General features: G+C 70.9%; 23 protein-coding genes. 8 read left to right on the forward strand and 15 right to left on the reverse strand.

The window, feature by feature from the left end:
- Positions 1 to 9 precede the first annotated feature (9 nt).
- Positions 10 to 315 carry a hypothetical protein gene (locus CFP65_RS35005; RefSeq protein WP_254552218.1) on the forward strand — a complete coding sequence of 102 codons (306 nt, stop codon included), beginning with the start codon at positions 10 to 12 and terminating at the stop codon, positions 313 to 315.
- Between the two features lie 280 nt (positions 316 to 595).
- Here CFP65_RS35005 and CFP65_RS35010 read toward each other — a convergent pair whose 3' ends face one another.
- The 12 genes from CFP65_RS35010 to CFP65_RS35060 form a co-directional block, all read right to left on the reverse strand.
- A complete protein-coding gene (locus tag CFP65_RS35010) occupies positions 596 to 1,501 on the reverse strand; it encodes a hypothetical protein (protein ID WP_104819944.1) in 906 nt (301 codons plus the stop codon).
- A gap of 56 nt (positions 1,502 to 1,557) precedes the next feature.
- Entirely contained in the window at positions 1,558 to 2,112 is a 555-nt protein-coding gene (locus CFP65_RS35015; protein WP_104819945.1) for a hypothetical protein, read from the reverse strand.
- Positions 2,109 to 3,476, reverse strand: coding sequence for a glycosyltransferase (locus tag CFP65_RS35020; RefSeq protein ID WP_104819946.1), 1,368 nt, complete (start codon positions 3,474 to 3,476; stop codon positions 2,109 to 2,111). The genes CFP65_RS35015 and CFP65_RS35020 overlap by 4 nt, the downstream gene beginning before the upstream one ends.
- Positions 3,477 to 3,491: 15 nt before the next feature.
- Entirely contained in the window at positions 3,492 to 3,638 is a 147-nt protein-coding gene (locus CFP65_RS39445; RefSeq protein WP_158702514.1) for a hypothetical protein, read from the reverse strand.
- Positions 3,639 to 3,891: 253 nt separating this feature from the next.
- Positions 3,892 to 4,341, reverse strand: a complete 450-nt coding sequence (locus tag CFP65_RS35025) for a hypothetical protein (RefSeq protein ID WP_104819947.1) — start codon at positions 4,339 to 4,341, stop codon at positions 3,892 to 3,894.
- Positions 4,342 to 4,415: 74 nt separating this feature from the next.
- Positions 4,416 to 4,817, reverse strand: coding sequence for a hypothetical protein (locus CFP65_RS35030; protein ID WP_104819948.1), 402 nt, complete (start codon positions 4,815 to 4,817; stop codon positions 4,416 to 4,418).
- Between the two features lie 31 nt (positions 4,818 to 4,848).
- Entirely contained in the window at positions 4,849 to 5,943 is a 1,095-nt protein-coding gene (gene wecB / locus CFP65_RS35035; protein ID WP_104819949.1) for a non-hydrolyzing UDP-N-acetylglucosamine 2-epimerase, read from the reverse strand.
- Between the two features lie 170 nt (positions 5,944 to 6,113).
- Complete coding sequence (locus CFP65_RS35040) at positions 6,114 to 8,546, reverse strand: SdrD B-like domain-containing protein (protein WP_104819950.1); 2,433 nt, start codon at positions 8,544 to 8,546, stop codon at positions 6,114 to 6,116.
- A 52-nt stretch (positions 8,547 to 8,598) separates the two neighbouring features.
- Positions 8,599 to 9,039, reverse strand: a complete 441-nt coding sequence (locus CFP65_RS35045) for a hypothetical protein (RefSeq protein ID WP_217368212.1) — start codon at positions 9,037 to 9,039, stop codon at positions 8,599 to 8,601.
- A 443-nt stretch (positions 9,040 to 9,482) separates the two neighbouring features.
- Complete coding sequence (locus CFP65_RS40320; protein WP_217368213.1) at positions 9,483 to 12,497, reverse strand: hypothetical protein; 3,015 nt, start codon at positions 12,495 to 12,497, stop codon at positions 9,483 to 9,485.
- Positions 12,498 to 12,770: 273 nt separating this feature from the next.
- The gene (locus tag CFP65_RS35055) at positions 12,771 to 13,655 is read right to left on the reverse strand and encodes a hypothetical protein (protein ID WP_104819953.1); all 885 of its coding nucleotides are present in this window, start codon (positions 13,653 to 13,655) and stop codon (positions 12,771 to 12,773) included.
- A gap of 86 nt (positions 13,656 to 13,741) precedes the next feature.
- On the reverse strand, positions 13,742 to 14,884 hold the full coding sequence (locus tag CFP65_RS35060) for a Dyp-type peroxidase (protein WP_254552728.1): 1,143 nt from the start codon (positions 14,882 to 14,884) through the stop codon (positions 13,742 to 13,744).
- Between the two features lie 196 nt (positions 14,885 to 15,080).
- On the opposite strand from CFP65_RS35060, the gene CFP65_RS35065 reads away from it, so the two are divergent.
- The 3 genes from CFP65_RS35065 (at position 15,081) to CFP65_RS35075 (ending at position 17,919) form a co-directional block, all read left to right on the forward strand.
- Positions 15,081 to 16,271 carry a low temperature requirement protein A gene (locus CFP65_RS35065; protein ID WP_104819955.1) on the forward strand — a complete coding sequence of 397 codons (1,191 nt, stop codon included), beginning with the start codon at positions 15,081 to 15,083 and terminating at the stop codon, positions 16,269 to 16,271.
- Positions 16,272 to 16,501: 230 nt separating this feature from the next.
- Positions 16,502 to 16,906 carry an SsgA family sporulation/cell division regulator gene (locus CFP65_RS35070; protein ID WP_158702515.1) on the forward strand — a complete coding sequence of 135 codons (405 nt, stop codon included), beginning with the start codon at positions 16,502 to 16,504 and terminating at the stop codon, positions 16,904 to 16,906.
- A 275-nt stretch (positions 16,907 to 17,181) separates the two neighbouring features.
- Positions 17,182 to 17,919, forward strand: a complete 738-nt coding sequence (locus tag CFP65_RS35075; RefSeq protein WP_104819957.1) for an aquaporin — start codon at positions 17,182 to 17,184, stop codon at positions 17,917 to 17,919.
- Between the two features lie 28 nt (positions 17,920 to 17,947).
- On the opposite strand, the gene CFP65_RS35080 is transcribed toward CFP65_RS35075, so the two are convergent.
- The gene (locus CFP65_RS35080) at positions 17,948 to 18,805 is read right to left on the reverse strand and encodes a serine protease (protein ID WP_104819958.1); all 858 of its coding nucleotides are present in this window, start codon (positions 18,803 to 18,805) and stop codon (positions 17,948 to 17,950) included.
- A 259-nt stretch (positions 18,806 to 19,064) separates the two neighbouring features.
- Between CFP65_RS35080 and CFP65_RS35085 the strand changes: the two genes are divergently transcribed.
- Positions 19,065 to 19,466 (forward strand): SsgA family sporulation/cell division regulator, encoded by a 402-nt coding sequence (locus tag CFP65_RS35085; protein WP_104819959.1) that lies wholly within the window; start codon positions 19,065 to 19,067, stop codon positions 19,464 to 19,466.
- Positions 19,467 to 20,041: 575 nt separating this feature from the next.
- Here the strand turns inward: CFP65_RS35085 and CFP65_RS35090 are convergent.
- Both CFP65_RS35090 and CFP65_RS35095 read right to left on the reverse strand, forming a co-directional pair.
- Positions 20,042 to 21,112: a 2-methylisoborneol synthase gene (locus CFP65_RS35090; protein ID WP_104819960.1), complete on the reverse strand. Its 1,071-nt coding sequence runs from the start codon at positions 21,110 to 21,112 to the stop codon at positions 20,042 to 20,044.
- 3 nt (positions 21,113 to 21,115) lie between these two features.
- Complete coding sequence (locus tag CFP65_RS35095) at positions 21,116 to 22,525, reverse strand: family 2B encapsulin nanocompartment shell protein (protein ID WP_217368214.1); 1,410 nt, start codon at positions 22,523 to 22,525, stop codon at positions 21,116 to 21,118.
- Positions 22,526 to 23,066: 541 nt separating this feature from the next.
- Between CFP65_RS35095 and CFP65_RS35100 the strand changes: the two genes are divergently transcribed.
- From CFP65_RS35100 to CFP65_RS35110, 3 genes are all read left to right on the forward strand, one after another.
- On the forward strand, positions 23,067 to 23,987 hold the full coding sequence (locus CFP65_RS35100; protein ID WP_104819961.1) for a 4-(cytidine 5'-diphospho)-2-C-methyl-D-erythritol kinase: 921 nt from the start codon (positions 23,067 to 23,069) through the stop codon (positions 23,985 to 23,987).
- A gap of 197 nt (positions 23,988 to 24,184) precedes the next feature.
- Complete coding sequence (locus CFP65_RS35105; protein WP_104819962.1) at positions 24,185 to 25,030, forward strand: geranyl diphosphate 2-C-methyltransferase; 846 nt, start codon at positions 24,185 to 24,187, stop codon at positions 25,028 to 25,030.
- Positions 25,031 to 25,097: 67 nt separating this feature from the next.
- Positions 25,098 to 26,171, forward strand: coding sequence for a polyprenyl synthetase family protein (locus CFP65_RS35110; RefSeq protein ID WP_104819963.1), 1,074 nt, complete (start codon positions 25,098 to 25,100; stop codon positions 26,169 to 26,171).
- The last annotated feature ends 5 nt before the right edge of the window (positions 26,172 to 26,176 follow it).

Below are 26,176 nucleotides of genomic sequence, written 5' to 3' on the forward strand. Positions count from 1 at the left end.
CCGGAATCTATGCAGCACCACCTACGCCAGCGCCTGAACCGCCACGCCCGCGAACGCTGGCCGCACGTGGACGCCATCGGGGTCCGCTTTCGCGCCGGATTCGCCTACCTGGCAGCCGAGTTGCCCGGTGGACAGAGCCTGCCGCTGTGTCGCCTGCGCTTCACCGGCGTGCTGCACACCTGGGGCTTCGCCCTCTACCTGGCCAGCAGCGACAGCTACAAGGACAACATCCTGCCCAGCGAACTACCGGCCGGCTCCCCCGAGGAAGCCCTCGACTGCGCGGGCGACCTCTACCTCAGCGGACTGGCTATCTGATCAACACCCCTCCACGAACTTCCGCGGAGCAGCACTAGTCGGTCCGCCATGTGCCGAGACGTCAGGTGGGGGAGCAGACACCAGGGGAACGTCAAGGAAACACCATGGCGTCGCGAGAGGCCGCAGCAGAGGATGGCCGGTGTTGCACAGCCGGGCGGACGGCGAGCGTGACGCGAGGGGTCGTCGGCGGAGGATCCCTCCTGCCGGGTGCCCCGGCGCGGGGACGTCACGGTCGGCCCGTCCGCCCGGCCGCCAGACCTACGACGGCACCGGCTGCTCGTTACCGGTCGGCGCTGGTCGCGTTGGACCGGCGGCGGATCAGATAGAAGGCGCCCAGGCCGAGTGCGAGGGTGCCGCCCGCGATGGCGGGGTCGGCCATCGGGACGGTCTGCCCCTGCGGGAGCACGGTCAGGCGGCTCGGGCCGCCGACGAGGGTGTAGGTGTTGTCGGACTGCAGGCCGTTCACGAGGTAGACGTCGTAATCTCCCGGCGCGAGGGAGCCGGTGTCGATGCTCCGGGTGCCGCTGGCCGCAGTCGCCCAGTCCCAGGCGGTCCTGTCGTAGCTGGAGGGCGTGCAGGTCTGGCCCTTGGGGACGGTGCAGATCCAGTTCCGGCTGTTGGCAGGGCTGGCGGTGTACTGCACGGACGTCGGCTTCGTGCCTTGGACGATGACCGAGGTCGGGATGCTCACGGTGCCGGTCGGCGGTGTCACGGCCAGGGACGACGGGCCCGCCCAGACGGTGTAGCTGTTGTCGCTCTGCAGTCCGTTGACCAGGTAGATGTCGTAGTTCCCGACCGGGAGCGTACTGGTGTCCAGGCTGGCCGTCCCGCTGGCCGAGCGCGCCCAGTTCCAGGCCGTCCGGTTGTAGTTGGTCGAATTGCAGGGCTGGCCCTTCGGGACGAGACAGACCCAGGTGTTGGCGTCCGCGGGGTTCGCTGTGTACTGGACCGCCAACGAGGGCGTGCCCTGCCCCTGGGAGGAGACCGCGGGGTTCAGGGTGCCGGTCCCGTTGAGGGCCGGGAGCAGGCCAGGCTGCACGGCGGCGTGCCGCCCCGGGTGCGCGGTGGCCGGGGCGGCTGCCCCGGCCACCGGGGCCAGGAAGCCCAGCAGGAGTGTCGCCGAGGCCACCGAGGTGGCGGTGGCGGTGAGGACTCTCTTCGTTCGGCGAGTTGTGCGCAGGTGCATGGTTCCTTCTCGGGTCGGGGCCTGAACGGCTGCAGGAGGAGGGGTGTGTCGGATGGTCACGGGCGGTTCGTGCCGCGGGGGGTGAGCCGGCGGCCGCGGGAGAGGCAGTGGAGGTAGGCGGCTACCGCGACGGCACAGGCGGCGATGGTGACGAAGGTGCCGGCCCAGGCGTGAGCGGTGTGGAAGGGCCCGTCGAAGCCCCAGCGGGAGCAGACGAGAGCGAGCCCGGTGATGCGGGCGAGGTTGCAGACCGCGAACACGGCGGTGGCGGAGCCGAGAGCCATCAGCGGCGCCCACGGGCGCATGGGACGCAGGATCAGCAGCACGACGGTGGGGGCGCACAGGGCGGGGAGGATGAGGCCGAGGCTGCAGGAGGGGGCGACGTGGAGGGCCACCCAGTGGTCGGGGGCCGGGCTGACGTAGAGGTTGGCGTAGGCGGGTGAGGCGATGGCGCGCCGGCCGAACAGACTCGTGAGCGCGGTGACGGCGATGCCGGCCTCCAGGCCCCGCAGCACGGCCTGGTGGGCGACGCCGGCGATGCCCAGGGCGGCGACCGCGACGGCCAGCGGTAGCCGGACGAGCGCGTACCCGGCCCAGGCGCGGATGCTCACGCGGTCTCCTTCCGGCCGGCGGGTCGGCCGGCGCCGTGCTGGGCGGGGAGCGGGACGGCGGTGAGTGCCCGCTCGCTGACGCGGGCGGTCTTGGCCCAGCCCGTCCGGCCGCGCAGCATCCGCAGGGTGGCGCGCCAGCAGGCGGTGTAGGCGATGTAGTTCGCCGGGATGAGCAGGTGTCCGAGGACGAGCGCGGTGATCGGGTTGACGGTGCGGTCACGGCGCCGGTAGAGGAAGGCGGTGGCCAGGTTGGGGGAGAAGGACAGGCAGTACCAGAGGGCGAGGCTCTGGAGGTGGGCCCCGGGTTCGAGCGCGATCGTGCTCCAGCCGCCGTGCTCCCCCATGGACACCACCACGGCGGCGAGGCTGAGGTGGAAGACCACGGACCACGGCAGGACGAGGAGCCAGGGCACCAGGAGGTAGAGGAGCAGTTCCAGGGAGGCCGCGTGGCCGATCCGGGGGGAGGTCCAGATGCGGGGTGCGTGCCGCATCGCGGTCATGTGGCCCTGGAACCAGCGGGTGCGCTGGCGGACCAAGGCCCGCAGGGAGGTGAGGGCCTGCTGGTCGACGTGGGCGTGGGGGGTGGTGGTGAGGCGCCACCCGGCGATGGCGAGTTCCAGGGCGAGCTCGAGGTCTTCGGTCAGGGCGGCGGCCCAGGGCCGCTCGCCGACGCTGCGCAGCGCGCTGAGCCGGGTGAACTGGCCGTTGCCGCCGAGGCTGACGGTGCCCGTGCGGACCCGGCCGAACTGGGAGATGCCGGAGAGCGCCCAGAACTCGACGTCCTGGATGCGGGTGAGCCAGGTGGTGCGGTTGCGGATGCGGACCGCGAGCTGGACGCCGCCCACGCGGGGGTCTTCGAACAGGGGCAGGACGGCGTCGAGCGCGCCGTCGGAGAGGCGGCCGTCGGCGTCCATCACGCAGACCACGACCTGGTCGGGGTCCAGGGCGCGCCGGCGGACGTCCTGTTCGATCAGGTGGTATCCGGCGTTCAGGGCCGGGCCCTTGCCCTGACGCGCCTGCGGCAGATCGCGGCGGTGGACGGTGAGCCGCCCGCCGGCTCCGGCCAGGGTGGCGGCTTCACGGGCGCGGGCGCCGGTGCCGTCGTCGCTGGCGTCGTCCACCACGATCACCCGGGCGCGGGGGTCGGCGAGGGCGCCGCGGACGGTGGCGGCGATCACCTGCTCCTCGTTGAGGCAGGGGATGAGCACGTAGACCGCCTGCGGGGTCTCGCCCGTCTCGGCTGCGGTGCCGGGTGGCGTCTTGGTGGCGCGGGCCCAGTACCAGAGGCCGGAGGCGGTCATGGCGAGGAAGTACGCCAGACCCAGACCGACGAGCAGGAGCTGGATCGAGCTGAGGACGATCATGCCTGGGCCGCCGGTTCAGCCGCGGTCGGTGCGGCGCTGCACGCACACCCGCAGCAGTACCACGCCGGCCAGCAGCAGCAGGACGGAGGCGACCGCCACCGGGATCATGACGATCCCGGTGTCCGCGAGCGGGCCGGGCATGGGGGTGGGAAACGGGTACATCGGATCGCTCCACGTCAGTCGGGGCCGGGCAGCCCCGGCGGGAGCGCCAGGGCAGCGGTAGGTCGTACTCCCGGAGCGTGAAGGGCAGGGCCCCAGTCCGGGGACGCCGGTCCGTGCATCGGAGGTGACCGACAGGTCCACGCCGGTGGTCGTCCGGCACGTGCGATCACCGCCGGGGTACGGGCCGTCAGCTGAACACCCCCGCGGCTGGCACGGCGCCGCTACGGGCCCTGCCAGCCGCCGGCTGTCCGGTTCAGCTGAGAATCACCGTCTGGGAGTCCATCGCGACGGGGTTGGTGTCGAAGATGAGTTCCTCGGGGGTGTTGGCGTTACCGAGCACGATGTTGATCAGGGCCGTGTCGCCGGACTGGACGGGGCCGGCGGCATCGGGCGCGACGTGCACCGTCGCGTTGCCGGGGTGCACTTGGTTGTCACAGGTCAGCCAGGGCGTGTTGCCGACGAAGAAGGTCCCCGCCTTCCCGGCGGTGGTCTCCTCGACGGTGACCAGGTACGCCGTCGCGTGGCCCGGGGAGCAGATGTAGCCGAAGGAGACGTCCACGGTGTCGGGGGCGTTGCCCGGGCTGGCCGAGATGATGCGGACGGAGTCCCCGGCGGCGTGGGCGGGGGAGGCGAAGAGCAGCGTGGGCAGCAGGGCGGCGGTGGCGATCGCCGCCGGCTTGGCCAGCCGTGCAGACAGACGCATGGAATTTCCTCTCAGACAGGACGAAACCCGGGGACTTCCCAGTTTCGGATGGGGTGCGGTGAGGTGAGGTGCTGTCACGGCGCTGGGGTGCCGTCGGTGGTCTCGGCGAGAGCGATCCACTCGGGCGCCTCCATGCCGGAGAACCTGTGCCAGGCGAGGCAGTAGGACCGGGAGCGGTGGCCCAGGTCCGCCCAGACCAGGCGGAGGTCGAAGCCCTCGGGGTCGGTGAACAGCGTCTCGAGGAAGCCCACGGCCACCGCCGCGCTCTCCAGGCCGCTGCCGGAGCGCAGCACTCCTTCGAGGGCGCCGAGGATCCGTGCTCGTTGCTCCGGGGCGAGCCGTTCCGCGTTCCGGGCGAACGACCGGCCGAAGTCGGCGAGTCGGATGACGAGGGGGCGGCCGTCCTCGGGCAGGTCCAAGGCCGGGTCGACGGCCCGGATGGTGTGCCACCAGTCGGTTGCCGCGATGGTGCTCACGATGGGTCCCGTGCTCACCAGGTCCGTGCCGTCAGACGAGGTAGCCGCGGGCGAGCGCGGCGATGCGGCTGGAGGCGAGCCCGTCGCCGTAGGGGCTGGGGGTGGCCATCAGGCGGCTCTTCAGGTCGATGTCGGCCAGCAGCGTCTCGGCAGTCCGGGAGATCGCCGGGCCGGGCTGGACGAGGTGCGCGAAGCCGGCGGTGATCGACTCGGGGCGCTCGGTGGAGTTCCGCACCACGATCAGCGGCTTCTTGAGGACGGTGGTCTCCTCCTGGAGGCCGCCGGAGTCGGAGATCAGCAGCCGGGCCGAGCTGGCCAGGGCGAGGTAGGTGCGGTGGTCCAGCGGGCCGCTCGGGCTGAGCCGGTCGAAGTCGGCCTGCAGGCCGTGGCGGACGGCGGCGGCCCGGGTGCGCGGGTGGGCCGCGAACAGGACGGGCAGCGGCAGCTTGGCGAACTGGGTGAGGATCGCGGCCAGGCGCTCGGGATCGTCGGTGTTCTCCGGACGGTGGATGGTCGCGAGGACGTACTGGTCGGCCTCCAGGCCGTACTGGGTCAGTAGCGCGGTCCGCTCGTCCGAGCCGGGCGTGGCGGCCCAGGTAGCCTCGACGATGGTGTTGCCGGTCAGCATGATCCGGTTGGGGTCGACGCCCTCGGCCATCAGGTTCTGCCCGTCCTGGCGGGTCGGGGCGCAGTGCCAGTCGGCGAGCACTCCGACCAGCATCCGGTTGATCTCCTCGGGCATCGCGCGGTCGCGGGAGCGCAGACCGGCCTCGACGTGGATCACCGGGATCCCGGCGAAGTGCGCGGCCTGGGCGCCGGCTGCGGCGGTGTTGGTGTCGCCCTGAACGATCACCGCGGCGGGCGGCTGGTGCGCGAAGTGCGTGCCGAGCCCCTCGATGATCCGGGCGAACTGCCGGGACCTGTTCTGGGCGCCGACCCCGTCGAGGACGAGCTCGGGCTTCGGCAGGCCGTTCAGGAAGGTGCCGGACATGTCGTGGTCGTAGTGCTGGCCGGTGTTGACCAGGTAGCCGCGGTCTCCCAACTCCCGCACGATGTGCGCGACTTTGACGATCTCGGGCCGGGTGCCGACGACCACGGCGATGCGGGGGGAGCAGTGAGCGGCCATCGAGGGCCTTCCTTTCGGTGTGGTACCAGACGAGAGCCCGCAGGGCTCGGTGAGGTGTACGAACCAAAGGTGGTCGCGACTGCGGCCGGGAGCTTCACAGCGTCCCGGCCGCAGTTCGGGTGAGCGCCGAGCGTCAGGGCGCTCGGGTGGAGCCGGGGATCAGCGAGGCGTCAGCCCCGGCCGTCGATCCCCTTGGTGACGATGGAGCGGAACTGCTCCGGGGTGAGCGCACCACCGGTGGCCGGCGTCTGGAACTCGATCGACGACTTGGCCTGGTGCTTGTCACCGCCCTCGGCGGAGCGGGTGGCCGGCGGCCACGCGACGACCGAGCCCTGCTTGGTGAAGACCAGCGTGGACTGGTCCACACCGGCGGGCAGGCCCGTCCAACCCTCCTCGGGCGACATGGTCATCTCGAGGCGGTACTTCGTGTTGGGCTTCACCCAGAAGTTCCACTGGCCCTGGGCGTCGGTCCAGGTCTCCTCGATCGGGTTGTCGTCCTTGTCGTAGAGGACGAGGTGCACCTTGCCGAGCGGCGGCTCGGAGGGCTGCTGGATGCCGTCCCGGTTGGTGTCGAACCAGACCCGGTTGCCGATCTGGATCGGCATCTCCTGCCCGGGGGTCCTGGTCTGCATCAGCGCCAGGTCGCCCATGCCGTTGGCCTTGCCGAAGCTCTTGTTCCACCAGTCGGGGGAGGGGAACGGCTGGTAGGACTCGCGCGTGGTGCCGCCGCCGGACTTGCCGGTGGTGTAGTCGAACCAGCGGACACCGTTGGTGTAGGTGTTGTCGATCGGGTCGATCGCGGTGGTCACGACGCGGTTGGTCACCTTGTCGAAGGCCAGGCCGCCGGTCGGGACCATCGAGTGCCAGGTCACGCCCGTGGTGCTGAAGAAGCTGTCCGTGCTGGCGTCGCGGCCCTGCTGGTACCCGGTGGGCGATTTGGTGACGGTGCCCGGGCAGGCCGGGTTGGAGCCGTCGTCCCACACGTAGGTGCCGTTGACCAGGCAGACCTTGCGCAGGTCGCCCGCCGTGCCACCGGCGCTGCGGGCCTGGCCGTACCCCTGGTCGATCGGGCCGTAGTCGGCGTAGCCGACCTGGTCACCGAAGCGGTCGCGGAAGGCCAGGATCATGTTGCCGGTGTCGTCGAACTCGATGTCCGACAGGATCGGCTGGGGGTAGGTGCTGTACCCACCGGCGTTGTACCACTGGTTGTTGCCGTCCGGCAGCCAGGGGTTCCAGCGGCGGTTGACCACGGAGTCGACCAGGAACGCGGCCTTGGGGCGCTTGAAGTCCAGCGACTGGGTGAAGACCGGGGCCTGCTCGAACTGCTTGGTGGCCGGGTCGTAGCGGAGCACGAAGGCCTTCAGCGCGGCGTTCGCGGCATCGCTCGGGGGCGTGGTCCGGGTGCTGGTGTTCAGCGACTCGCCGGTGCAGACGCCACCGACGTAGACCTTGCCGTTGAACTCTCCGAGACCCCAGGGCCGCCAGTCGGACTCGGTGGGGCACTGGTTGGGGATCGCCACGGTGGCGGAGGGCGAGGCCGGGGTGTACGCGGGCGGCGCTCCGGTGAAGGGGCCCTTGGGCACCCCGGAGACGTCGATCGTGTTCAGCTCCTTGGTGTTGAGGTTCACCGCGTAGAGCGTCTTCTGGTCCTCGGAGAGCTCGATGTCGCCGATCGCCTCCTTGCTGGTGCGGTTCCAGACCGCCATCGAGTCCCGGTAGTAGGGGAACTGCACGTCACCGGCGACCGGCTCCCGGTGCTTGGTGGAGCCCGCGTTCGGCACGTTCGCAATCTGGAAGGACTGCTTGCTCGACGGGTCGGTCGCGTAGATGGCGCCCGAGCCACCCGGGCCGTAGTAGGTCGAGCGGCGCAGGAAGGCGCTGGAGAAGTACAGCTTCTTGGAGTCGTTCCACTCCATGCCCCAGAGGGCGCCGACCTCCGGCGTCTTGGCGAGCACGTTCGGCGAGGTCTCGTTGCCGAAGGTGTTCACGTTCCAGTCGATCAACGCCGGCTTGGTCGGGTCCATCTTGCCGTCGGCGCCGGCCCAGGCGGCGAGGTAGGTCGGGGTGGCGAGCCGGGTGGCCGCCTGGACCTTCCCGTTGCCGTCCGTGTCGAGGTTGACCACGCCCATGGTGAGGTCGGCGTTCTTGCCGCCGGAGACGTTGACGAACTCCACGGAGGTGGCCAGCGGCGTGCCGTTCTGGTCGCCCGACGGGTCGATGTCGGTCGTCTCCGGCAGCTTGCGCGGGCCGTAGGCCGGCGCGTACCACCACGGGGCCGGGGGCTTGAGCATCTCCACCCGGTACTTGCCGGTGGTCAGCGTGCCCAGGGCCGCGGCGTTGAAGGTCGCGACGCCGTTGGCGTCGGTGGTGCCGGTGACCTTGGTGTTGGTGTCGTCGGTGACCGTGATGGTCATCCCCGCCACGCCGGTCTTGTCCGACCGGTTCATCCCGGTGGAGTCGAAGTCGTGGACGACCTTGACGGTGATCGTGCCGTCACCGGCGGCGGCGTTCGCGGGAGCGACCAGCAGCGCGCCGGCGCTGGAGAGCAGGAGAACCAGGGCGCCGACCTGCGCCCGGGCTCTGGCCTTACGGGTGTTGCTCACTGCGTTGATCTCCCAACGTCTGTCAGGTGTCCGGTGCTGGGCTTGACGGTGGTCACTGCACGCCCTTCGCCAGCTGCCAGGTCACCGGTCGGCCCGCACGTCGCCGCAGGGCGAAGGCGGTACCGAGGCCGACGATGGCCAGCGAGCCGGTGAAGGTGGCCAGGGGGCTGTCGCCGAGCATCGGGAAGGCCGGCGAGGGGTAGATGCCGATGTCGAAGGTGTGGTCGTTGTGGCCGGGCCCGAGGGTCTGGATGGCCACGTTGCCGCTGACGTCGGCGTTGCTGTCCACGGTCGTCCCGGCGATGCCGGGGCCGGTCGTGTCCATGGGCAGCATGGTCACCATGCCGGCCTCGATCAGCCGCAGAGAGGTGGGGTGGCTGGCATCCGCCTCGAGCTGGAAGCGCCCTGCGGCGCTGTCGTCGACGGGGCGGAACAGCGCGGGAGCGAGTGAATCGACAGCTTGGTGCAGCACGGCGGGTGCGGTGACCAGCACGGCGGCGGCCCCAAGGATGGGCCAGCAGATCACCGTGAAACCGGTTACCGCGCGCCGCCATCGAGGGGATCTCGATCGGTACGCAGCAAAACGCACGATATGTCCTCCGAGACTCGTGTGGACTTGCGGCACCCAAGGCCGTTGCTCCTCCGCGGAGGACGATGCGACAGGTGCCAGAGGTATTCGACAATGGCGCGGAGTTTGATGTCGCATTTATGGCCACGCCACACGGGGCGATCACCGGAATGCCGCAACACCGCAATGGCAGCGGGCCGGCGAGGAATAGGAATCATCGGGTTTTAGCTCCGATCAGACCTGCCGTGACCAGGTCTTCCCCGGTGTTCCGCGCCCGCACCGAACCGATGGGAATTACCGGCCCAAGACATGGAAAGGCCCGGCGAGGCCACCGAATCGGTGGCCTCGCCGGACCTCTGTCCAGAGGGTCAGATGCTCTGCTTCTTACGGCGGTACCGGGAGACACCGAACAGCGTGCCACCACCGAGCAGGCTCGCCAGCGCGAGCTCCGCCCAGATCAGGTCCGCGCCGGTCTTGGGCAGCGGCTTCGGCGGCACCGGCGGCGTCGGGGGCACCGGCGGGGTCGGGGGCACCGGGGGAGTGGGCGGCGGCGGGGGCGGGGTGTTCTCGCCGGGCACCTTGATCGGCACGTCGTTGGAGATGACCGGGAAGACCAGCTCACGGGCGTGCAGGCTGAAGTTGTTGGTGTAGACGTCCGACGGCGCGTTGCCGGTCGGGGTCAGCGTCAGCGAGAGGTCACGGGACTGGTTCCCGGCCAGCACCCGCGGGTCGTTGACCATGACGGCCGTCACGGCGGCGTCGTTCGCCGGGCAGCCGGCCTGGCCGAACTCGGTCTTGGCGCACCACTTGGTGGCGCCGCCGGCCTTGTTGGTCGGGTCCTGCGGGTCCGGCTTGATCGAGCCGTGGGCCGCCGAGGTGAACTTGAGCGTCACCTGCGGGTCGGCCGGCATCGGGTTCAGCGACTTGAAGGCGAGCGTGCCGGAGAACTTGGTCGCCGGGGTGCGCCCGTCACCCACCCACGGGAACTCGTCGATGATGTCCATCCCGGTGAGCGGGAGGGTCTGCGGGTTCGTGTAGGTGAGCTTCCAGGTCAGGTCGGTGTTCCGCGGCACCTCGGGGGTGTCGGTGGACTTCTTGACCGTGACACCGGTGCCGGCCACGATGCTCAGGTCGCGCTCGGCGCGCCGCTTGTCCTCGGGGCTCAGGTCGTCCGGAGCGGAGACCACGACCTTGTTCGGGTAGACCCCCTCGGCGGCGTTGCTGTCGACCTGCACCTTGTAGGTGACCGGCGCGATCGAGGAGTTGACCTGCTGGGCCGGGAGCACCCAGGTGACGGTGGTGGTGCCGTCGTCGTTCCGGACCACCGACTTCTCCTGGACGGAGGCGCTGCCCGTGACGTAGGCGAAGCCCTTCGGCAGGGTGTCGACGATCGTGATGTCCTGCGGCGAGGAGGAGGCGGCGTTGGTCTTGAGCGAGGGGTACAGACCGAAGGTGAAGGTCTGGCCCTTGAGGACCTCGCGCTGCTCGTCCGGGGTGCTGAGGGCGTCGGAGCCCGGGTCGACGGTCTTCTTGTCGACGCGGACGAACACCGGCGAGATGATCAGGTGGTCACCCAGTGCACCGCTGGCGTAGTTCTTGTTCGGGTCGGGCGCCGTGGTGCGGTCGGGCGGCGGGGCGTAGGCCGACTTGATGTCGTTCTGCCAGACCCCGCTCAGCGGCTTGTACATGCCGAAGTTGCGGACGATCTGGGCCTTGCTCAGGCCCGAGTCGTTGACGGTCAGGAAGGTGTAGAAGTCCCGCGCTCCGCCGGCCGCCATGGGGGTCTTGAACCGGACCTTGCCGACTGCCGCGACACCGCCCGGCACCTGCTCGGGGCTGGAGAACCAGGGGCCGTCGGCGTCGTCGCACTTCTGCTTGCGCTGCTTGTCGACACCGATCGGGTCGAGCCGCAGGGCGAGCGCGCCGGTGGGGGGCACCGCCTTGAAGGCGGCGTACTCGATCACGACGTCCGGCGAGGCCGGGGTCACGGTCGCGTACTTGCCGGTCGCGTTCAGGCCGTTGCCGTCGGGCGCCTTGCTGATGTGCTGGTTGCCGTCACCGAAGACGTCACAGGCGATGAACCCCGGGTTGTCGCTGGGGTCGAAGGTGTTGATGAAGAGGTGGGACCGCACCTGGGTACCGGGGGTGACCAGGGCGTTGTTGTCCTTCTTCTTCGGCGCCGTGCCGGGAGGGCCGCCGTCGACGCTCTCGTACTCCTTGCCGAACGCGCCGGTACCGTTGACGCCGACCGTCTGGGAGTTGTCGTCAGTGGGCTCGGTGTTGCCCTCGCCGTAGTTGGTCTGACCGCTGATCGACTTCGGCGCGAAGTCGGTGTAGGTGTCCGTGAGCAGCGCGCTGCCCTGGAACTTGGCGGTGACCGCGTCGATCTCCGACTGGGGTACCCAGATCCGCAGGAAGCCCGCACTGATCACACCGGAGCTCTTGGAGAGGTCGGTGCCGTCCGTCGCCTTGGTCGGGTACTTGTGCGGCGTGCTGACCGCGTCGGTGATCGTCACGTTGACGTTCTGTCCGGCGCCGCCCTGGGTGCAGCTGAAGGTGCCGCTGCCGGCCGTGGTGTTGACGTCGTTGCCGAGCCCGGAGACACCGTAGGGCGCGTTCGACACCGTGCTGTCGTTGGCGCCGCAGGCGGGCTTGGCCGAGTTCCAGGTGTACAGCAGCGAGCCGGTGGTCGGGTCGCCGTTCATCATCTTCGACAGGTCGTCGGTGAACGTCATGGGGGAGACGATGGTCTCCTGGCCGAGCTGGCTGAAGTCCGAGCGGGCCGGGTCGGTCGTCTTGGCCTCGACCACGATCGGCATGGTGAGCACCCGCCCGGCCTCGCCGTTGGGGCCGGCCGCGGGGGAGTCGCCGTAGCTGTACTTGCCGTTCTTGATCAGGTTGTACTTCGGCAGGGCGCTGACGGTCGTGGGCGGCGAGTCCGCCGTCGCTCCGGTGCCGGCCGCGTTGTCCGCGGTGCCGTTGACGGTGACCTTGATCTGGTCCTTGTTCTTGGCAGTGCCGAGCACCTGGAGCGTCACCGGCACCTGCTCGGTGGCCGAGGTCATGTCCGGCAGCACACAGGTCAGCGTGGTGCCGCTGATGCCCGAGCCCGCGCCCGTGCACTTCTGGGGCAGCAAGGTCCAGGCGGTGTTCGGCGGTGCCTGCATGGTGAACCGGGGCTTGGTGGCCGTGCCACGCAGCGCCTGGATCTCGATCTGGTAGGAGATCGTGTCATTGGTACGGACAATGCCGTTCTTCCCGCCGCTGTCCAGGCCGGGCCCGTCTGCGGCGGTCCATTCGCCGGAGCCGTCCTGGAGCACCTGGGCATTGACGCCCATGGTCACCGAATCGGCGTAGGCCAGACTCACGGCTGAAGAACTCATGAGAACGAGCAATGTCGTTGCCATGGCGACCCTGCGCGGGGATAGTCTCCCCTTCGAGGGCGCGGTCCACCTCTGCATGCAAATTCCCTTTCGCGACGGTCCGTCACGGAACTGGATTCATGGCGCTGCTGTCGGAACCGCGCCACACTGGGCCGCGCTCCTGAGTGATGCGTCACTTCGGCACGGCGGATCACGACAGCCATATTCGTAATGGTTCTCGTCCGCCGTGCCCGATCATGAATCGGTGTGTCGCGGCCTGGCCACCCGGTCAGCTCAGCCGGAGTGGCCTTCCGCCGCCTGTTCGGCGGCGGGGTTGGTCGTGGGCGAGGCACTGGTGGCGGGCGTGGCCAGTTGGGCCGCGTCGGCGATCTGCCGGCTGCCCCACTCGGAGAAATCGGCGGTGAACAGCCCGTTCTCCAGTGGTGCGCGGAACCGCGCCAGGTGGCCGTCGCCGTCCACCCAGAACTCCGGCGAGACGTCGGCGGTCGCCGCGGGCTGCTGCTGCCCGTTCCGCTGCCCGGGGCCCCGGAAGACGTCCACGGCCGTGTCCCCGACCTTGTCCCGCCGGAGCCAGCGGGCGCCGTCGGAGGCCAGCAGGACGGGGTTGTCGGGCCGGTCGGAGGCGATGGCCAGCAGGGTGTGGGCCACCCGGTCGAAGAGCATCCGGTCGGCGGCCAGCGGGCGGGTCACCCAGGCCTTCCCCTTGCCCTCGAGCCGCTCCTTGTCGTCGTCCGAGGTCGCGAGGGTGCCGTCGTTCCACAGCACGGAGTAGTGGTGCACCACGCCGTCCGCGTCCTTGGCGGTCATCTTGGCCTCGGCCACCTTGCCCTTCCAATCCACCTGCCCGGACAGCTCGTCATGCAGGCCGGTGCCCATGGACAGCAGCGCCGAGAACCGTGCCCCGCCGGCCAGGCCGGTGCCGAACCGGACGGCCGAGAGGCGCTCGGCCTCCTCGCTGCTCACCGGATGGCTGCCCACCTTCGACCCGCAGCCCGTCGTGACCGCCAGGGCGATCAGCAGGAGGGCGGCGGACCGCCGCCAACTCCTCGACCGGGGAGTGGACTTCACGCCGAAGGCGGCGGCGCCGCCGGGGTCGGGGAGGGCGAACTGCCGGTGGATCCGCCGGAGTTTGGGAATGGCTCGTGTGGAATCGGACATGTCGCCAGATATACCAGCAAGTCGTAGCCCGCCTCGGCAGGCGGCGCTGCGGACGGTACGGCGCTCGCAGCCACCACCCCCTCGGCTCAAGTCCCTTGTGGGCGGTCACCCGTGGCCGGCCTGCCGAACAGACCGTCGCCCAGCGGTGCGCCCTTGGGAGCACCCGGGGGGAGGTAGAGCACCGCGGACGCCCGGTGCTCGGTGAACCGGGTGAGCGCGTCGTGCTCGGCCATCCGCTGCTGGATCCGGACGAACAGGGCCGGGTCCTTCATGTAGGCGCAGAACAACAGTCCCTTCTCGTCGGGGCCGTCGGCGTAGGTGTAGCCGCGGCGCAGCATCCGGGCTCCGCCGTCGAGCCGGGGGTTGGCCAGCCGGATGTGGGCGGTGGCGGGGATGACGTACCGGCCGTCGGGGGTCTTGGCGTAGAAGTCCGGTTCGTCGTGCTCCTTGGCGCCGCCGAGCGGGCGCCCGTCGTCCCGGTGACGGCCGATCACCGCCTCCTGCTGCTCGATCGGCTGAGCCTCGAACGTGTCGACCGCCATCGCGATCCGCCGGTAGACGAGGAAGGTCGCGCCGGCGTACGGGGCGTCCGCCAACCAGATCCAACGGTCGTCCGCCGGGCCGGGGTTGGCCGTCCCGTCCTTGAAGGCGAAGAGGTTCCGCGGGGTCTGCCCGGCGGGGCTCGGCAGCAGGTGCCCCCACTGGCGCCAGCGGGGTGCCACCAGCCCCCGGCACTGGCGGTCCAGCGCATCCGCGACCGCGGCGATCGCCTCCGGCTCGTCGCCGCTCAACTGCACCAGGAGGTCGGCGCCGCTGCGCCGCGATTCGAGCCGGTCGCCCGGCAGCGGCGGGAGCTCGCGGAATCCGGCGGGGACGGCGAGCGGCAGCCGCGCGGGCAGTGCGGGGCCGATCCCGAGGTTGGCGGTGAGCGGTTGGCCGGTGACGGCCCTGGTCCAGCCCACCAGCATGTCCCGCAGCGCGGCGGCACCCTCAGGACCGGTGGGGCCGCAGTGGTCGTAGGCGAGCATGGCGAGGTGGGTCTGCTGTGGCGTGTCGATCCCCGCCTGGCGCGGCACGGCGAGGGTGCGGGGTGGCGGTGACGAGGGCCGGGCCGGGTGCTGGGGGTGGCGGTTCGCGCCCCACAGTGCCGTGCCCGCCGTCAGGGCGGCCGCACCGCCGAGGAGCGCGCGCCGGGAGGTGGTCGACGGAGAGGATTCGGTTGGATGCACGGCCGCGATTGAACCGCTCGGGAAGGGGCCGGTGCGAGCCACCCGCCCGAGCGGTGGGGGTGAATTCCGCTCGGTCGGCTCCGGCGGTCCACCGTTCGGGTGAGGGCGGGGGCCGGATCGCGGGGTGCGGGCCCGGCCCGCACCCCGACGGCTGTGCCGAGGTGCTCGCCGGTGGGGCGTCTGTTCTGCTGGCCCCATGGCGCATTCCATGTTCACCCGCCCGGTCCGGCCGCTGGTCGCCCGGGACAGGGGCGAGGAGCACCGGGCGGCCACCCCGCTGGAGCTCTTCTTCGACCTGTGCTTCGTCGCCGCGGCCGCCCAGATCGGGGCCGAGCTGGTGCATGCCCTGGCCGCAGGCCACGTCCTCTGCGGCGTGCTCGACTACTGGACGCTCTTCTTCGGCATCTGGTGGGCCTGGGTGAACTTCACCTGGTTCGCCTCCTCCTACGACAACGACGACGTGGTCTTCCGGGTGATGACGCTGGTGCAGATCACCGGCGTGCTGGTCTTCGCGGCCGGGATCGGCGAGGCGTTCGGCGGGCACGACCTGGTCGTCTGCGTGCTCGGGTACGCCGTCATGCGGCTGGCGCTGGTGGCGCAGTGGCTCCGGGTGGCCAGGAACTGCGGCGGGTCCGAGCGGAGGATGGCCCTGCGCTACGCCGGCGGCATCGTCTTCTGCCAGGTGGTGTGGCAGGCCATGCTGCTGTTGCCCGAGGGCGTCCGCCCCTGGTGGTTCCTGGTGGGCGCGGCGACGGAGCTGTGCGTGCCGGCCTGGGCGGAGCAGGCGCACGGCACCAGCTGGCATCCGCACCACATCGCCGAGCGGTACGGCCTCTTCACCATCATCGTGCTCGGCGAGACGATCATTGCCGCCACCGTGGCGCTCAAGGGAGCCGTGCAGGCCGAGGACGGCCTCGGCGAGCTGGTCCCGGTGGCGATCGGCGGGCTGCTGGTGGTCTTCGCCGCCTGGTGGGTCTACTTCGGAGTGCCCGCGCACGACCGGCTGCTGAGCAACCGACAGGCGTTCCTCTGGGGGTACGGGCACTTCCTGATCTTCACCTCGGCCGCGGCGATCGGGCCCGGCATCGAGATCGCGGTGGAGCAGATCGAGGGCAAGACCGAGCTGTCCCAGACGGTGGCCAACCTGTGCTTCACCGCGCCGGCCGCCGTCTTCTTCCTGGCCACCTGGGCACTGCATTCGCGGTACTACAAGAAGGGCGCCGCACAGCAGTTCGTCCTGCCGCTGGTCACCGCGGCGTTGCTGGCCTGCACGCTCCTGGGGCATGCGGCGATCCTCGCGGCCGGCCTGGTGTGCGTCGCGGGGATCGCCTGCGGCATCACGCTGGTGACCCGGGCGGCCCGGGCGGAGCAGGCCGCCACCTCCTGACGCCAACTGGCCGATCGGCAGTGACAAGCTGCTCCGGCCGTCGTTCTCCGGGTGTGTCCGCTGACGAGGTAGTACCAGGCCCCATCGACGGGCCGATCCCGGAGCCTGACCGGAGGGGGCGCCGCCGCAGGCGCGTCGTCGCGCGAACGGTGGAGGCCGCAGTGCGGCCCGGGGCGGCCGGGTCCGCCGCGTCGGACTTCCGGCACCGGGTCGGAGGCCCGGGGTGCGAGGTGGTCCTGCACATGGAGGCGGTGGTCGGCGAGACAAGCCGGATCCCGGTGCTCGGTCGGCTGCGGTTCAGCAGTCGGGAGCCGTACAGCGTCTTCCTGGACAATCACATCGACCTGCCCCGGCCGGTGACCTGGGTGCTCTCCCGCGAGCTGTTGTCCGAGGGGCTGCACACCCCCGTCGGCCAAGGCGATGTATCGGTCTTTCCCGACCGGCCCGAGCAGGCGCAGGTGCTCTACCTGATCCTCCGCGGCCTGGACGTCGCTGCGGTGCTGCGCCTCCCGGCGGCCGACGTCCGGCGGTTCCTGAACATGGCGAACCGGATCGTGCCGAAGGGGCGCGAGGGCGAGCACCTGGATCTGGACGGGCTGCTGGCCCTGCTGCTGCGCCCCGAGCCGCCGGTCTAGCTCTGATGCGGTCACCGGTCACCTTCGACCGCCGGTTCCGTGCTCCGGCGTGAGCCGACGGCGAAGGCTGGTGGCCCCGGACGCGGTGACCGCAGGAGCAGCCTCCCAGGCCGTGGGGCGGAGATCGGGAAACCGCACCGCAGGTCATGTTTATTTTGCCTGAATTCACTCGAATGGAGCAATACTACGGGCACGAAGCAATGGTCCATGGGAGGACTTGAAGGGAGGCTCTGCCTCGGAAACATTCGGTGGGGGGCTTCCCGGAGGTGTTTTGCATGGAGAAACGTGCCCTGCTCAGTGAGTTCTTCGGCACTCTGCTGCTGGTGCTCTTCGCAGTCGGAGCTGCCGTACTCGCGGGTACGTATATCGGCACTCTCGGGATCGCCCTGGCCTTCGGCTTCGTCCTGCTCGCGCTGGCCTACGCGATCGGACCGATATCCGGCTGTCACGTCAACCCGGCCGTGACCCTCGGCTTCCTGCTGGCCCGCCGCATCGACGGCCGGACGGCCGTCGGCTACTGGGGCGCGCAGCTGCTGGGCGGCATCGCGGGTGGCGCCCTGGTCCTGCTGCTGGCCAAGCAGGTGCCCGGGCTCCGCACCAGCGGTGCTCTCGGCACCAACGGCTGGGGCGACCGGTCGGCCGTGCACATCGGTCTCGGCGGCGCGTTCCTGGTAGAGGTGCTGCTCACGCTGATGCTGGTGTACGTGGTGCTCGCGGTGACCCACCGGCTCGCGGTGACCGGGTTCGACGGCCTGCCGATCGGTCTGACGCTCGCCGCGGTCCACCTGGTCGGCATCCCGCTGACCGGCACCTCGGTCAACCCGGCCCGGAGTCTCGGCCCCGCCCTCTTTGCCGGTGGACCGGCACTCTCCCAGCTCTGGCTCTTCCTGGTAGCCCCCATGATCGGTGGCGCACTGGCCGCAGGCGCGCACTTCCTCACCCACCCGCAGCGCCAGGTGGCCGTGCCGGCTCCGCAGCAGGCGGTGGAGAAGGTGCCCAGCCAGGTCTCCTGAGGCCGGCACGGGCCGCCGGACCGCACCGTCACTGCCCGGCGGCGGATCTGATCCAGTCGCTGTAGGCACCGATGTTGACGTAGACGTCGGGGGAGGAGTCGGTGCGGCAGCGGCCCGCCGTCGGCTCCTCGGTGCCCGGGGCCGCCGGCGGGAGCGTCGCCAGGCCGATCAGGGTGCCGCCCACCGTCAGCGGATCACCGTCGTCGCCGCGGCAGGCGCTCTCGCCCGGCGCCGAGGCACAGAGCCACTCCGTCCCGAGGTCCGTCGCGCCAGTGCTCTGGCAGGCGGACCTCTCGACGATCCGGACCGCGGCGGCCCGTAGGACGGGCGAGCGGGCGGCGGACCACGGAGCGGTGGCGCCCCAGCCCGCGACCATCGCGGTGGTGCCGGGCGCCGGGTCGCTGCCCTGCTCGGGCAGGTCTGCGGCCTGGCGGGTCGGCCCGAACGGCACGGGTGCGGCGAGGGTGAGGACGGCCAGGTCGCCGACGCGGGTGGCGGGATCGTAGCCCGGGTGGATCTCCGCCCGACTGATCCGCTCCTCCACTCCCGGCTCACCGTCGCCCTCGCTCGTCCGGGCGGCGTCGAGCAGACCGGAGCCGGTGCGCACCGTGAGCGCCGTCGCGGCCATCACGTCCAGGCAGGATGCGGGAGCCAACACGTGGCGCGGGTCGATCAGGCTGCCGCCGCACACGTGCGAGCCCCGGTAGCGGATAGACACCTGATCCGGGTACTGCGTGATGTCGGCGTCCGCCGCCCCTTGGAGGGCTGCGGCGGGGCCGCCGGCCAGGGCGGCGGGAGCCAGCGCGGCGGAGATCAGGAGGGGGACCCACAGACGGAGCCCGGCCCGGGAGAGCCTGATCGGGACGACGGCTGCTTCGTGCCTCATGCGGTTCCCCGTCCGGACGGGCAGTCCGGGGGAGCCGGGTGCCGTTGTCCTCCGAGGGAACCACGGGAGAGCGATGTCCAGGGCGCAGGCGCCGCGACACGGCCGAGCGTTACGGCGAACGGGTCGGGTGCGGCCGGATGGAGTAACGCTTCGTCAGCTACCGGTAGGTACAGCGGGCGCGAGGGTGTCCGGGTGAGGTAGAAGTGACCGGTTTAGATGCCGGGTGGCTGGTCTTCGGCCCTTTCCTGGGAGTGTGTCCATGTGTCGTGAGCCTCTCGTGCAGGTCCTCTCCGCGTCGTTGGTGGCGCCGAACTCGCCGCAGGTCGAGGCTTGGTTGGAGTACCGGGTGGAGGACCCGTACGCGGTACGGCTGGTGTTCGGCGCGCGGTGCTCGTTGAGCGACGAGCCGGTGGTGTGGGTGTTCGCCCGTCAGCTGCTGGCGGACGGCCTGGACGGCGCGACCGGTCTGGGCGACGTGAGGGTGTGGCCGCACGACCCGGAGCAGATGGTGGTGGAGCTGCGGTCAGCGACCGCCAGCGCCTTGATGCTGATCGGGACGGATGAGATCCGTGTGTTCCTCGCCGCCGCCCACGGACTGGTGCCGCCGGGCGGCGAGGGTGACCTGATCGACTGGGACACGGCCATCGCCGAACTCCCGTGACCTTGATGCTTGATGCTTGATGCTTGGTGCTGTCCGCTCCGCCAGGCGTGTGACTTTTCGAGCCGGGGGTGGGTTCGGGTTTGGTGGCCCCCGTCGAGGGCGGGATAGCGTGTGCGTCGCCCGACGGCGTCGGACGTGCTCAGCGTGGCAGCGGCGCGTCGGCCGGCTGGTGGGTGCGTACCAGAGACCCCTCCTCGTCAAGTCCTGGCAGCGTGACCCGGTGTGCGGGCAGGCGGATGCGCAGACCGCAGGCCTGCACACCGCCCCCGGCGTGTCCGGCTGGGAGACGGTGGCGACGACGTGATCCTGGAAGGGTGACCACACCGACCAGACTGCGCCGCCGGACCGCCCGGAGGATCGGGCCGCCGACCGACCGGTTCACTGCCTCGGAGGCGAGGGCGGAGCTGCGGGCCCCGGTCCTCGTCGGCTGGGAGTGGGCCGGCTGCTGCTCGTGCTACCGGACGAGACAAGTTCTGCCCGGTGGCACGGTGGTGATGACCCGTCATCACGATCCACGCTGTCTCGTCTGGTCCGCGCGCTGACCGGCCGGGCACTCGGCCGGCGAGCCGGATCGCTCACGACCAGTAGTCGGGCAGGGTGTAGCGGTAGCGGTTGGTGGAGTGCCAGTGGTGGTTCCCCGCCACCCACGATGCGAGGCCGGTCAGGTAGCGGGCGAGGCGCGGGTCGGGCCAGGTGGCGATGATGGTGGCGGCTTGGGCCTCGAAGCCGTCCATCATCTCGTTGTGGATCTCGATGGCCTTCAGGTAGGCCGCCCTGGCCGGGAGCGACTCGGACCGGGCGATCACCACGGGGAGGTTGATGTGCCAGTGGGAGCCGCGGAACTCCTTGGTGTAGGAGTAGAGGTCGTTGCAGATCGTGGCGACGTTGCAGGCGAGCGCGGTCGCGCGCTGCACGGCGGCGGTGGTCTGGAGTTCGGCGGGCAGTTCGTAGCCCGCGACGAGGTCGGTGAGGGTCAGGCAGGGGCGGAAGTTGTTGAACTGACGCATGGCCAGGTACTGCCACACTGGTGGCGTGGTCTCGTCGATGCACCAGGCGGCCTCGCACAGGTAGCCGGCGTGGAGCCGACCGAGATCGTTGCGGAGGCGGTCGGCCTGGGCGGCGGTGCCGAGCCCGACCACGTACTCCATGGCGGAGTGGTAGGACCGCAGAGGTGCGTCGGCGGTCAGGCCGGTCCGCCACTGCTCCTCGTACTCGCGGGTGGCGTGCAGGTGGTCGACGGCGGACTGCGCGATGAGCAGGCGGGCACCGAGCCCGCGCGGTGACCCGCCGCGGTCCTCGCAGTAGCAGTCGTCCACCACGTTCTCGGCGAACAGCATCCGGGAAGCGGCCAGCAGGTGGTCGCGGGAGGCATGGTCGGGGTGATAGAGACAGGTGGCGTAGGCCGTGGCGAAGCCGTCGGCGTCGGCCTCCCACTCCGGGGGGTAGAGGTCCAGGCCGCGGGCCCAGGCCCGGGTGCGGGCCTCGATGTCCGCGACCAGCTCCGGGTCGGGCTCGACGGCCGGCCGGTACCGCAGGCCGGGGATCGGCCGCACCGGCATCTCGCGCGGGCGCTCCAGCCGGGTGCTGCCGGTGAGTTGCAGGGCGGTGGTGCCGATGCCGGTCGGGCCGTTGAGCGGGAACGTCATCGGTCAGTCCCCCTGCGCACCGAGTTGGACGTTCTCCAGCAGGGAAGCCCCGTCGGGGGTGAGGATGGCGAGCGAGTAGTAGGCGGAGACCAGGTAGGAGAGGATCGCCTTCTCACTGACGCCCATGAACGTGACGTTGAGGCTGGGCTCGTACTCGTCGGGCAGCCCGGTGTGGTGCAGGCCCACGGTGCCCTGGGTCTCCTCGCCGTGGCGCATGCTGATGATCGTGGTGGTGGACTGGTCGGTGACGGGGATCTTCGACAGCGGATAGATCGGCACACCGCGCCAGGCCGGCAGGGGCTTGCTGCGGCCCTCGGGGAAGTGCTCACCGATGGTGACACCGCGCTTGTTGCACTCGTGCAGGAAGGCGGCGATGGCCCGGGGGTGGGCGTAGAACGCGTCGGTGGAGCGTTGACGGGTGAGCAACTCGTCCATGTCGCTGGGAGTGGGAGGCCCGGAACGGGTGGAGATCCGCTGCTCGTAGGCGGTCTGCGCGAGCAGCCCGAAGTCCGGGCTGTTGACCATCTCGTACTCCTGGGTCTCGCGGATCTCCTCCACGGTGAGGCGCAGTTGCTGTTCGAGCTGGTTCATCGGGTGGGAGTACAGGTCGCGGACGCGCTTGTGCACATGCAGCACCGTCTCGGTGGCGGACAGCTCGTACTCGCGGGGGGAGAGGTCGTACTGCACGTAGGTGCCGGGGATCGTCGTCTCGCCCCGGTGGCCGGCCGACATCTCGATGGCCGCCTCACCCTTGCGGTTGGCTTTGAGAGCACGCTTGCGGGCGAACTCGGCGAGATGCTCCCGGAGACTCGGCACGGCATCGTGGAGCGCGCTGAAGGCGGCCCAGTCCAACTGCATCACCATGCCGGGGGTGGCGCAGCGGAGGGTGGCCGACCACCTCGGGTCCGCGACGCCGACGGCTTCGTCGCCGATCTGGTCCCCGTCCGTGACGACCGGCAGGAAGTAGGGGGTGCCGTACGAGCTGGCGGCGATGCGTTCGATCCGGCCGTGGGCGATGACGAACACCTTGGTGATCGGATCTCCCTCCTCGGCCAGCACCTGCCCCTGGGTGACCTGCACCGGGATGAACAGGGCGGCGAGGCGTTCGAGGACGGCGAGGTCCCGGTAGCCCTTGAGGCCGGGGAGCTCGCTGAGGGTGGCGGGAATGATCCGCACGTCGTGCCCTCGCTGGTCGAATTCGACCCGGCCGCGGCCGGGGAGCACGGTGGCACGGCGGTTGACGCGGTAGGTGCCTCCGGGAACGTCCACCCACGGCAGGGTGCGCAGCAGCCACCGGCTGGTGATGGACTGCATCTGGGGCGGCGTCTTGGTGGTGCTCGCCAGGAGTTTCGCCGCCTGAACGGTCAGGGACTGCGGTGTCTCCGGGATGGTGGGCACGGCCTCTTGCGTCATGGGAGCCCTTTCCCCAGGGGAATTGTCAGCGTGGTTCGGTAGTCGAAGCCGCAGCCCGGGAGTGGATGCCTCCGGTGGGCAGGTCAGGCGGAAGGACGGCAACGGCAACTCTGGGGCGCGTCCGGGTGCACCGGCACTGACCAGCGGACATCAGCGTGTTGAAACGCGGTCCGACGTTGAACGGTGCTCCGCGCGTGCCGCCCGGTCGTCGGCCCGATGTGCCGAGCTGGGCCGGCCAGTGCCGGTGGCCTATGCGCCGGGAGCGTTCAACGTGGTCGGTGGATGAAACGGTCCGCGCGGCCCGGCCCGGTTGTCGAGCCCGGAGAACAGCCCATCGTGGTGACTGGTGAACCGGGCCGTCCGCGAGGAGAACCGCGGTGGCCGACGGGGGTGACCTGCTCTGGACGGTGAAAGCCGCCGGTCCGGTCCCACCGGTGGCGGTCGGATCCGCCGACGATCTGCGGGGGTCGAGCTCGCCGGGTCGACCGGCCGGCTGGTCGATCCGTTCTCTTGAGCACCCCGCCGAAGGAGAAGGCCTGTCATGCCAGTTGCTGCCCGCGTACCAGCGAAGATCAATCTTCAACTGTCCGTCGGTCTCCGCCGTCAGAGCGGCTTCCACCCCCTGACCACGGTGGTCCTGGCGGTCGGGGTCTACGAGACGGTCACCGTGGCCACCCACTCCGCACTGCGGGTCACCGCCTCCGGTGAGCAGGCCCGGCCGGTGCCGCCCGACGGGACCCACCCGGCGGTCCGGGCGGCCCGGGGTCTGGCCAGAATGCACAACATCGCGCCGGACGTCCACCTGCACCTCGCGAAGGAGGTGCCGGCCGGCAGCGGTCTGGGTGGCGGAGGTGCCTCCGCCGCCGCCACCCTGCTCGCCTGCGACCTGCTCTGGGACACGGCGACCAAGCCCTCCATGCTGGCCCGGTTGGGGCGTTCGCTGGGCAGTGACGTGCCGTTCGCGCTGTGCGGCGGCGCTGCGCTGGCCACCGGCCGGGGCGACCGGGTGGTCCCGGTGCCGGCCAATCGGGACATCTACTGGGTGCTCGCCGTGGCGGACCGACCGCTGAGGCCGGCCGAAGTGTTCGAGCGCTGGGACGTGCTGCAGGCCGCCGGGGAGGTCCCGCCGCCGACCGGTTCGGAGGGCGGGCCGGACCGGGCGGATACCGGCCTGCTCAGCGCACTGCAGGCGGGGGACGCCCCCGCACTGGCCGGGCGGCTCTCCAACGACCTGCAGCCGGCCGCACTGTCGCTCTACCCCCGGCTCCGATGGACCCTGGACGCCGGGCTCGCCGCCGGAGCGCTGGCCGCGCTGGTCTGCGGGGCCGGATCCACCTGCGCCTTCCTCGCGGAGGGCGTGGCGGAGGCGGAGGCGGTGGCCGCGCGGATGCGGCGGGACGGCCTGCGCACACTCCTGGTCAGTGGGCCCGCCTACTGCGCCACGATGGTGCCCGCGCCTTAGCGGCCCAGGGCACCGACGCGGAGCGGCCGGCGGGCTGTCGAGCTGCGGTCACGTGTCGAGCAGCGCGGGCGCGGCGGTGTTCAACGCTCCGGTCGTATTCATCGCACTCCGCGCTCGGTGCCGCTACCGGGCCGGCCGCCGTGGGCTCTCTACTGGGCTTCGGCACAGCCCGGCCAGCCCCGAAGGAGACCTCGACCATGACCATCCAGGACACCCGCACCACTCGGTACCAGGACTCGATCGCCGCGTACTGGAACGCCGAGAAGAACCCCGTCAACCTGCTGCTCGGCGACGTGGACGGCCTCTACCACCACCACTACGGCATCGGCGACCCCGACTGGTCCGTCCTGGACACCCCGGCCGAAGGACGGGACGAGGCCGTGATCAAGGAGCTGCACCGCCTGGAGCAGGCCCAGGCCGACTTGCTGGCCCACCACCTGGGCCCACTGCGGCCGGAGGACAAGGTGTTCGACGCCGGCTGCGGGCGCGGCGGCGGGTCGATCGTCGCCAACCTCCACTACGGCTGCTCCGCCGACGGCGTCACCCTCTCCTCCGAGCAGGCCGCCTTCGCCAACGAGCAGGCCCGCAAGCGCGGGGTGGACGACAAGGTCCGCTACCACGTCAGGAACATGCTCGACACCGGCTTCGAGACCGGCGCCTACGCCGCCTCCTGGAACAACGAATCCACCATGTACGTCGAACTCGGCCTGCTCTTCGCCGAGCACGCCCGGCTGCTGCGCCGGGGCGGACGGTACGTCACCATCACCGGCTGCTACAACGACGCCTACGGCCTGCCCTCCCGGGAGGTCTCGCTGATCAACGCGCACTACATCTGCGACATCCACCCCCGCAGCACCTACTTCCGCGAGCTCGCGGCCAACCGCCTGGTGCCCAACACCGTCATCGACCTGACCGCCGCGACCATCCCGTACTGGGAGATGCGCGCCAAGTCCTCCCTGGTCACCGGCATCGAGGACGCCTTCCTCGACGCCTACAAGGGCGGCAGCTTCCAGTACCTGCTCATCGCCGCCGACCGCGTCTGACCCACCGCCGGTACCATCCGCCGACCGCCTCGGGGCGGTCGGCGCCGTCATGGAGAGGGCCATCCCCATGGACACGTCCGCCCTGCCGCTCGACCCGGCCGGCATCCGCGCCGAGGTCGACCGGACCATCGACTCCCTGCTCGACACCGTCCGGGCCCAGGCGGCCGACCAGGCCGTCCTGCCGCTGATCGAGGAGCTCCGGCTCTTCCTCGCCGGGGGCAAGCGGATCAGGCCCGTCCTGTGCGTGCTCGGCTGGTACGCCGCCGGGGGCACCGACACGCCCCGGCCGGTGCTGAGCCTGGCGGCCGCGCTGGAACTCATGCACGCCTCGCTGCTGATCCACGACGACCTGATCGACCGGTCGCAGACCCGCCGGGGGCGCCCCACGACCCATGTCTCGCTCGCCGAGCGTCGTCGGGCCCAGACGCCCGCCGAGGAGGCCGACCGCTACGGTGCCGATGCGGCGCTCCTGCTCGGCGACCTCACCATGACCTGGTCGGACCAACTGGTCAGGACGGCAGTGCACTTCACGCCACGTCAGCTCAACGACATCCTGCCGCTGCTCGACCGGCTGCGCTTCGAGGTCCTCACCGGTCAGTACCTCGACCTGGCGGGCTCCGGGCGCCCCGACGGTGATGTGGAGGCGGCGCTGGCCATCACCCGCCTGAAGACCGCGCACTACACCATCGAGCGGCCGCTGCAACTCGGCACCCTGCTGGCACAGTCCGACCCGGCGCTGCTCACGGCCTGCACCCGGTTCGGCATCCCGCTGGGTGAGGCCTTCCAGCTGCGGGACGACCTCCTCGGCGTCTTCGGTGACCCGTCCAGCACGGGCAAGCCCGTCCTGGACGACCTGCGGGAGGGCAAGCGGACGCCGCTGCTGGCGATCGCCCACGGCCGCGCCACGCCCGCCCAACGGGCCGTGCTGGAATCCCTGGTGGGCAAGGCCGACCTCGATACGGACGGCGCGGGCGAGGTGGTCTCGGTGCTGGAGCGGACCGGCGCCCGCGCGACGGTCGAAAAGATGATCGCCGAGCGCCACGCTGCGGCCCTCCAGGCGCTGGACGCCGCTCCCTTCCGCCCGGCCGCCGCCCTCGCCCTCCGGCGGATCGCCGCCCAGGCCGTCCAGCGGTCGGCTTGAGCGGC

This window comes from Kitasatospora sp. MMS16-BH015, assembly GCF_002943525.1.
GTDB lineage: Bacteria > Actinomycetota > Actinomycetes > Streptomycetales > Streptomycetaceae > Kitasatospora.

Excerpts from the sequence above, each read along its gene's own strand:
- CFP65_RS35005 (WP_254552218.1), top strand. The coding sequence starts at position 10 with ATGCAGCACCACCTACGCCAGCGCCTGAACCGCCACGCCCGCGAACGC.
- CFP65_RS35010 (WP_104819944.1), bottom strand. The coding sequence starts at position 1,501 with ATGCACCTGCGCACAACTCGCCGAACGAAGAGAGTCCTCACCGCCACC.
- CFP65_RS35020 (WP_104819946.1), bottom strand. The coding sequence starts at position 3,476 with ATGATCGTCCTCAGCTCGATCCAGCTCCTGCTCGTCGGTCTGGGTCTG.
- CFP65_RS39445 (WP_158702514.1), bottom strand. The coding sequence starts at position 3,638 with ATGTACCCGTTTCCCACCCCCATGCCCGGCCCGCTCGCGGACACCGGG.
- CFP65_RS35025 (WP_104819947.1), bottom strand. The coding sequence starts at position 4,341 with ATGCGTCTGTCTGCACGGCTGGCCAAGCCGGCGGCGATCGCCACCGCC.
- wecB (WP_104819949.1), bottom strand. The coding sequence starts at position 5,943 with ATGGCCGCTCACTGCTCCCCCCGCATCGCCGTGGTCGTCGGCACCCGG.
- CFP65_RS40320 (WP_217368213.1), bottom strand. The coding sequence starts at position 12,497 with ATGAGTTCTTCAGCCGTGAGTCTGGCCTACGCCGATTCGGTGACCATG.
- CFP65_RS35055 (WP_104819953.1), bottom strand. The coding sequence starts at position 13,655 with ATGTCCGATTCCACACGAGCCATTCCCAAACTCCGGCGGATCCACCGG.
- CFP65_RS35065 (WP_104819955.1), top strand. The coding sequence starts at position 15,081 with ATGGCGCATTCCATGTTCACCCGCCCGGTCCGGCCGCTGGTCGCCCGG.
- CFP65_RS35075 (WP_104819957.1), top strand. The coding sequence starts at position 17,182 with ATGGAGAAACGTGCCCTGCTCAGTGAGTTCTTCGGCACTCTGCTGCTG.
- CFP65_RS35080 (WP_104819958.1), bottom strand. The coding sequence starts at position 18,805 with ATGAGGCACGAAGCAGCCGTCGTCCCGATCAGGCTCTCCCGGGCCGGG.
- CFP65_RS35085 (WP_104819959.1), top strand. The coding sequence starts at position 19,065 with ATGTGTCGTGAGCCTCTCGTGCAGGTCCTCTCCGCGTCGTTGGTGGCG.
- CFP65_RS35090 (WP_104819960.1), bottom strand. The coding sequence starts at position 21,112 with ATGACGTTCCCGCTCAACGGCCCGACCGGCATCGGCACCACCGCCCTG.
- CFP65_RS35095 (WP_217368214.1), bottom strand. The coding sequence starts at position 22,525 with ATGACGCAAGAGGCCGTGCCCACCATCCCGGAGACACCGCAGTCCCTG.
- CFP65_RS35100 (WP_104819961.1), top strand. The coding sequence starts at position 23,067 with ATGCCAGTTGCTGCCCGCGTACCAGCGAAGATCAATCTTCAACTGTCC.
- CFP65_RS35105 (WP_104819962.1), top strand. The coding sequence starts at position 24,185 with ATGACCATCCAGGACACCCGCACCACTCGGTACCAGGACTCGATCGCC.
- CFP65_RS35110 (WP_104819963.1), top strand. The coding sequence starts at position 25,098 with ATGGACACGTCCGCCCTGCCGCTCGACCCGGCCGGCATCCGCGCCGAG.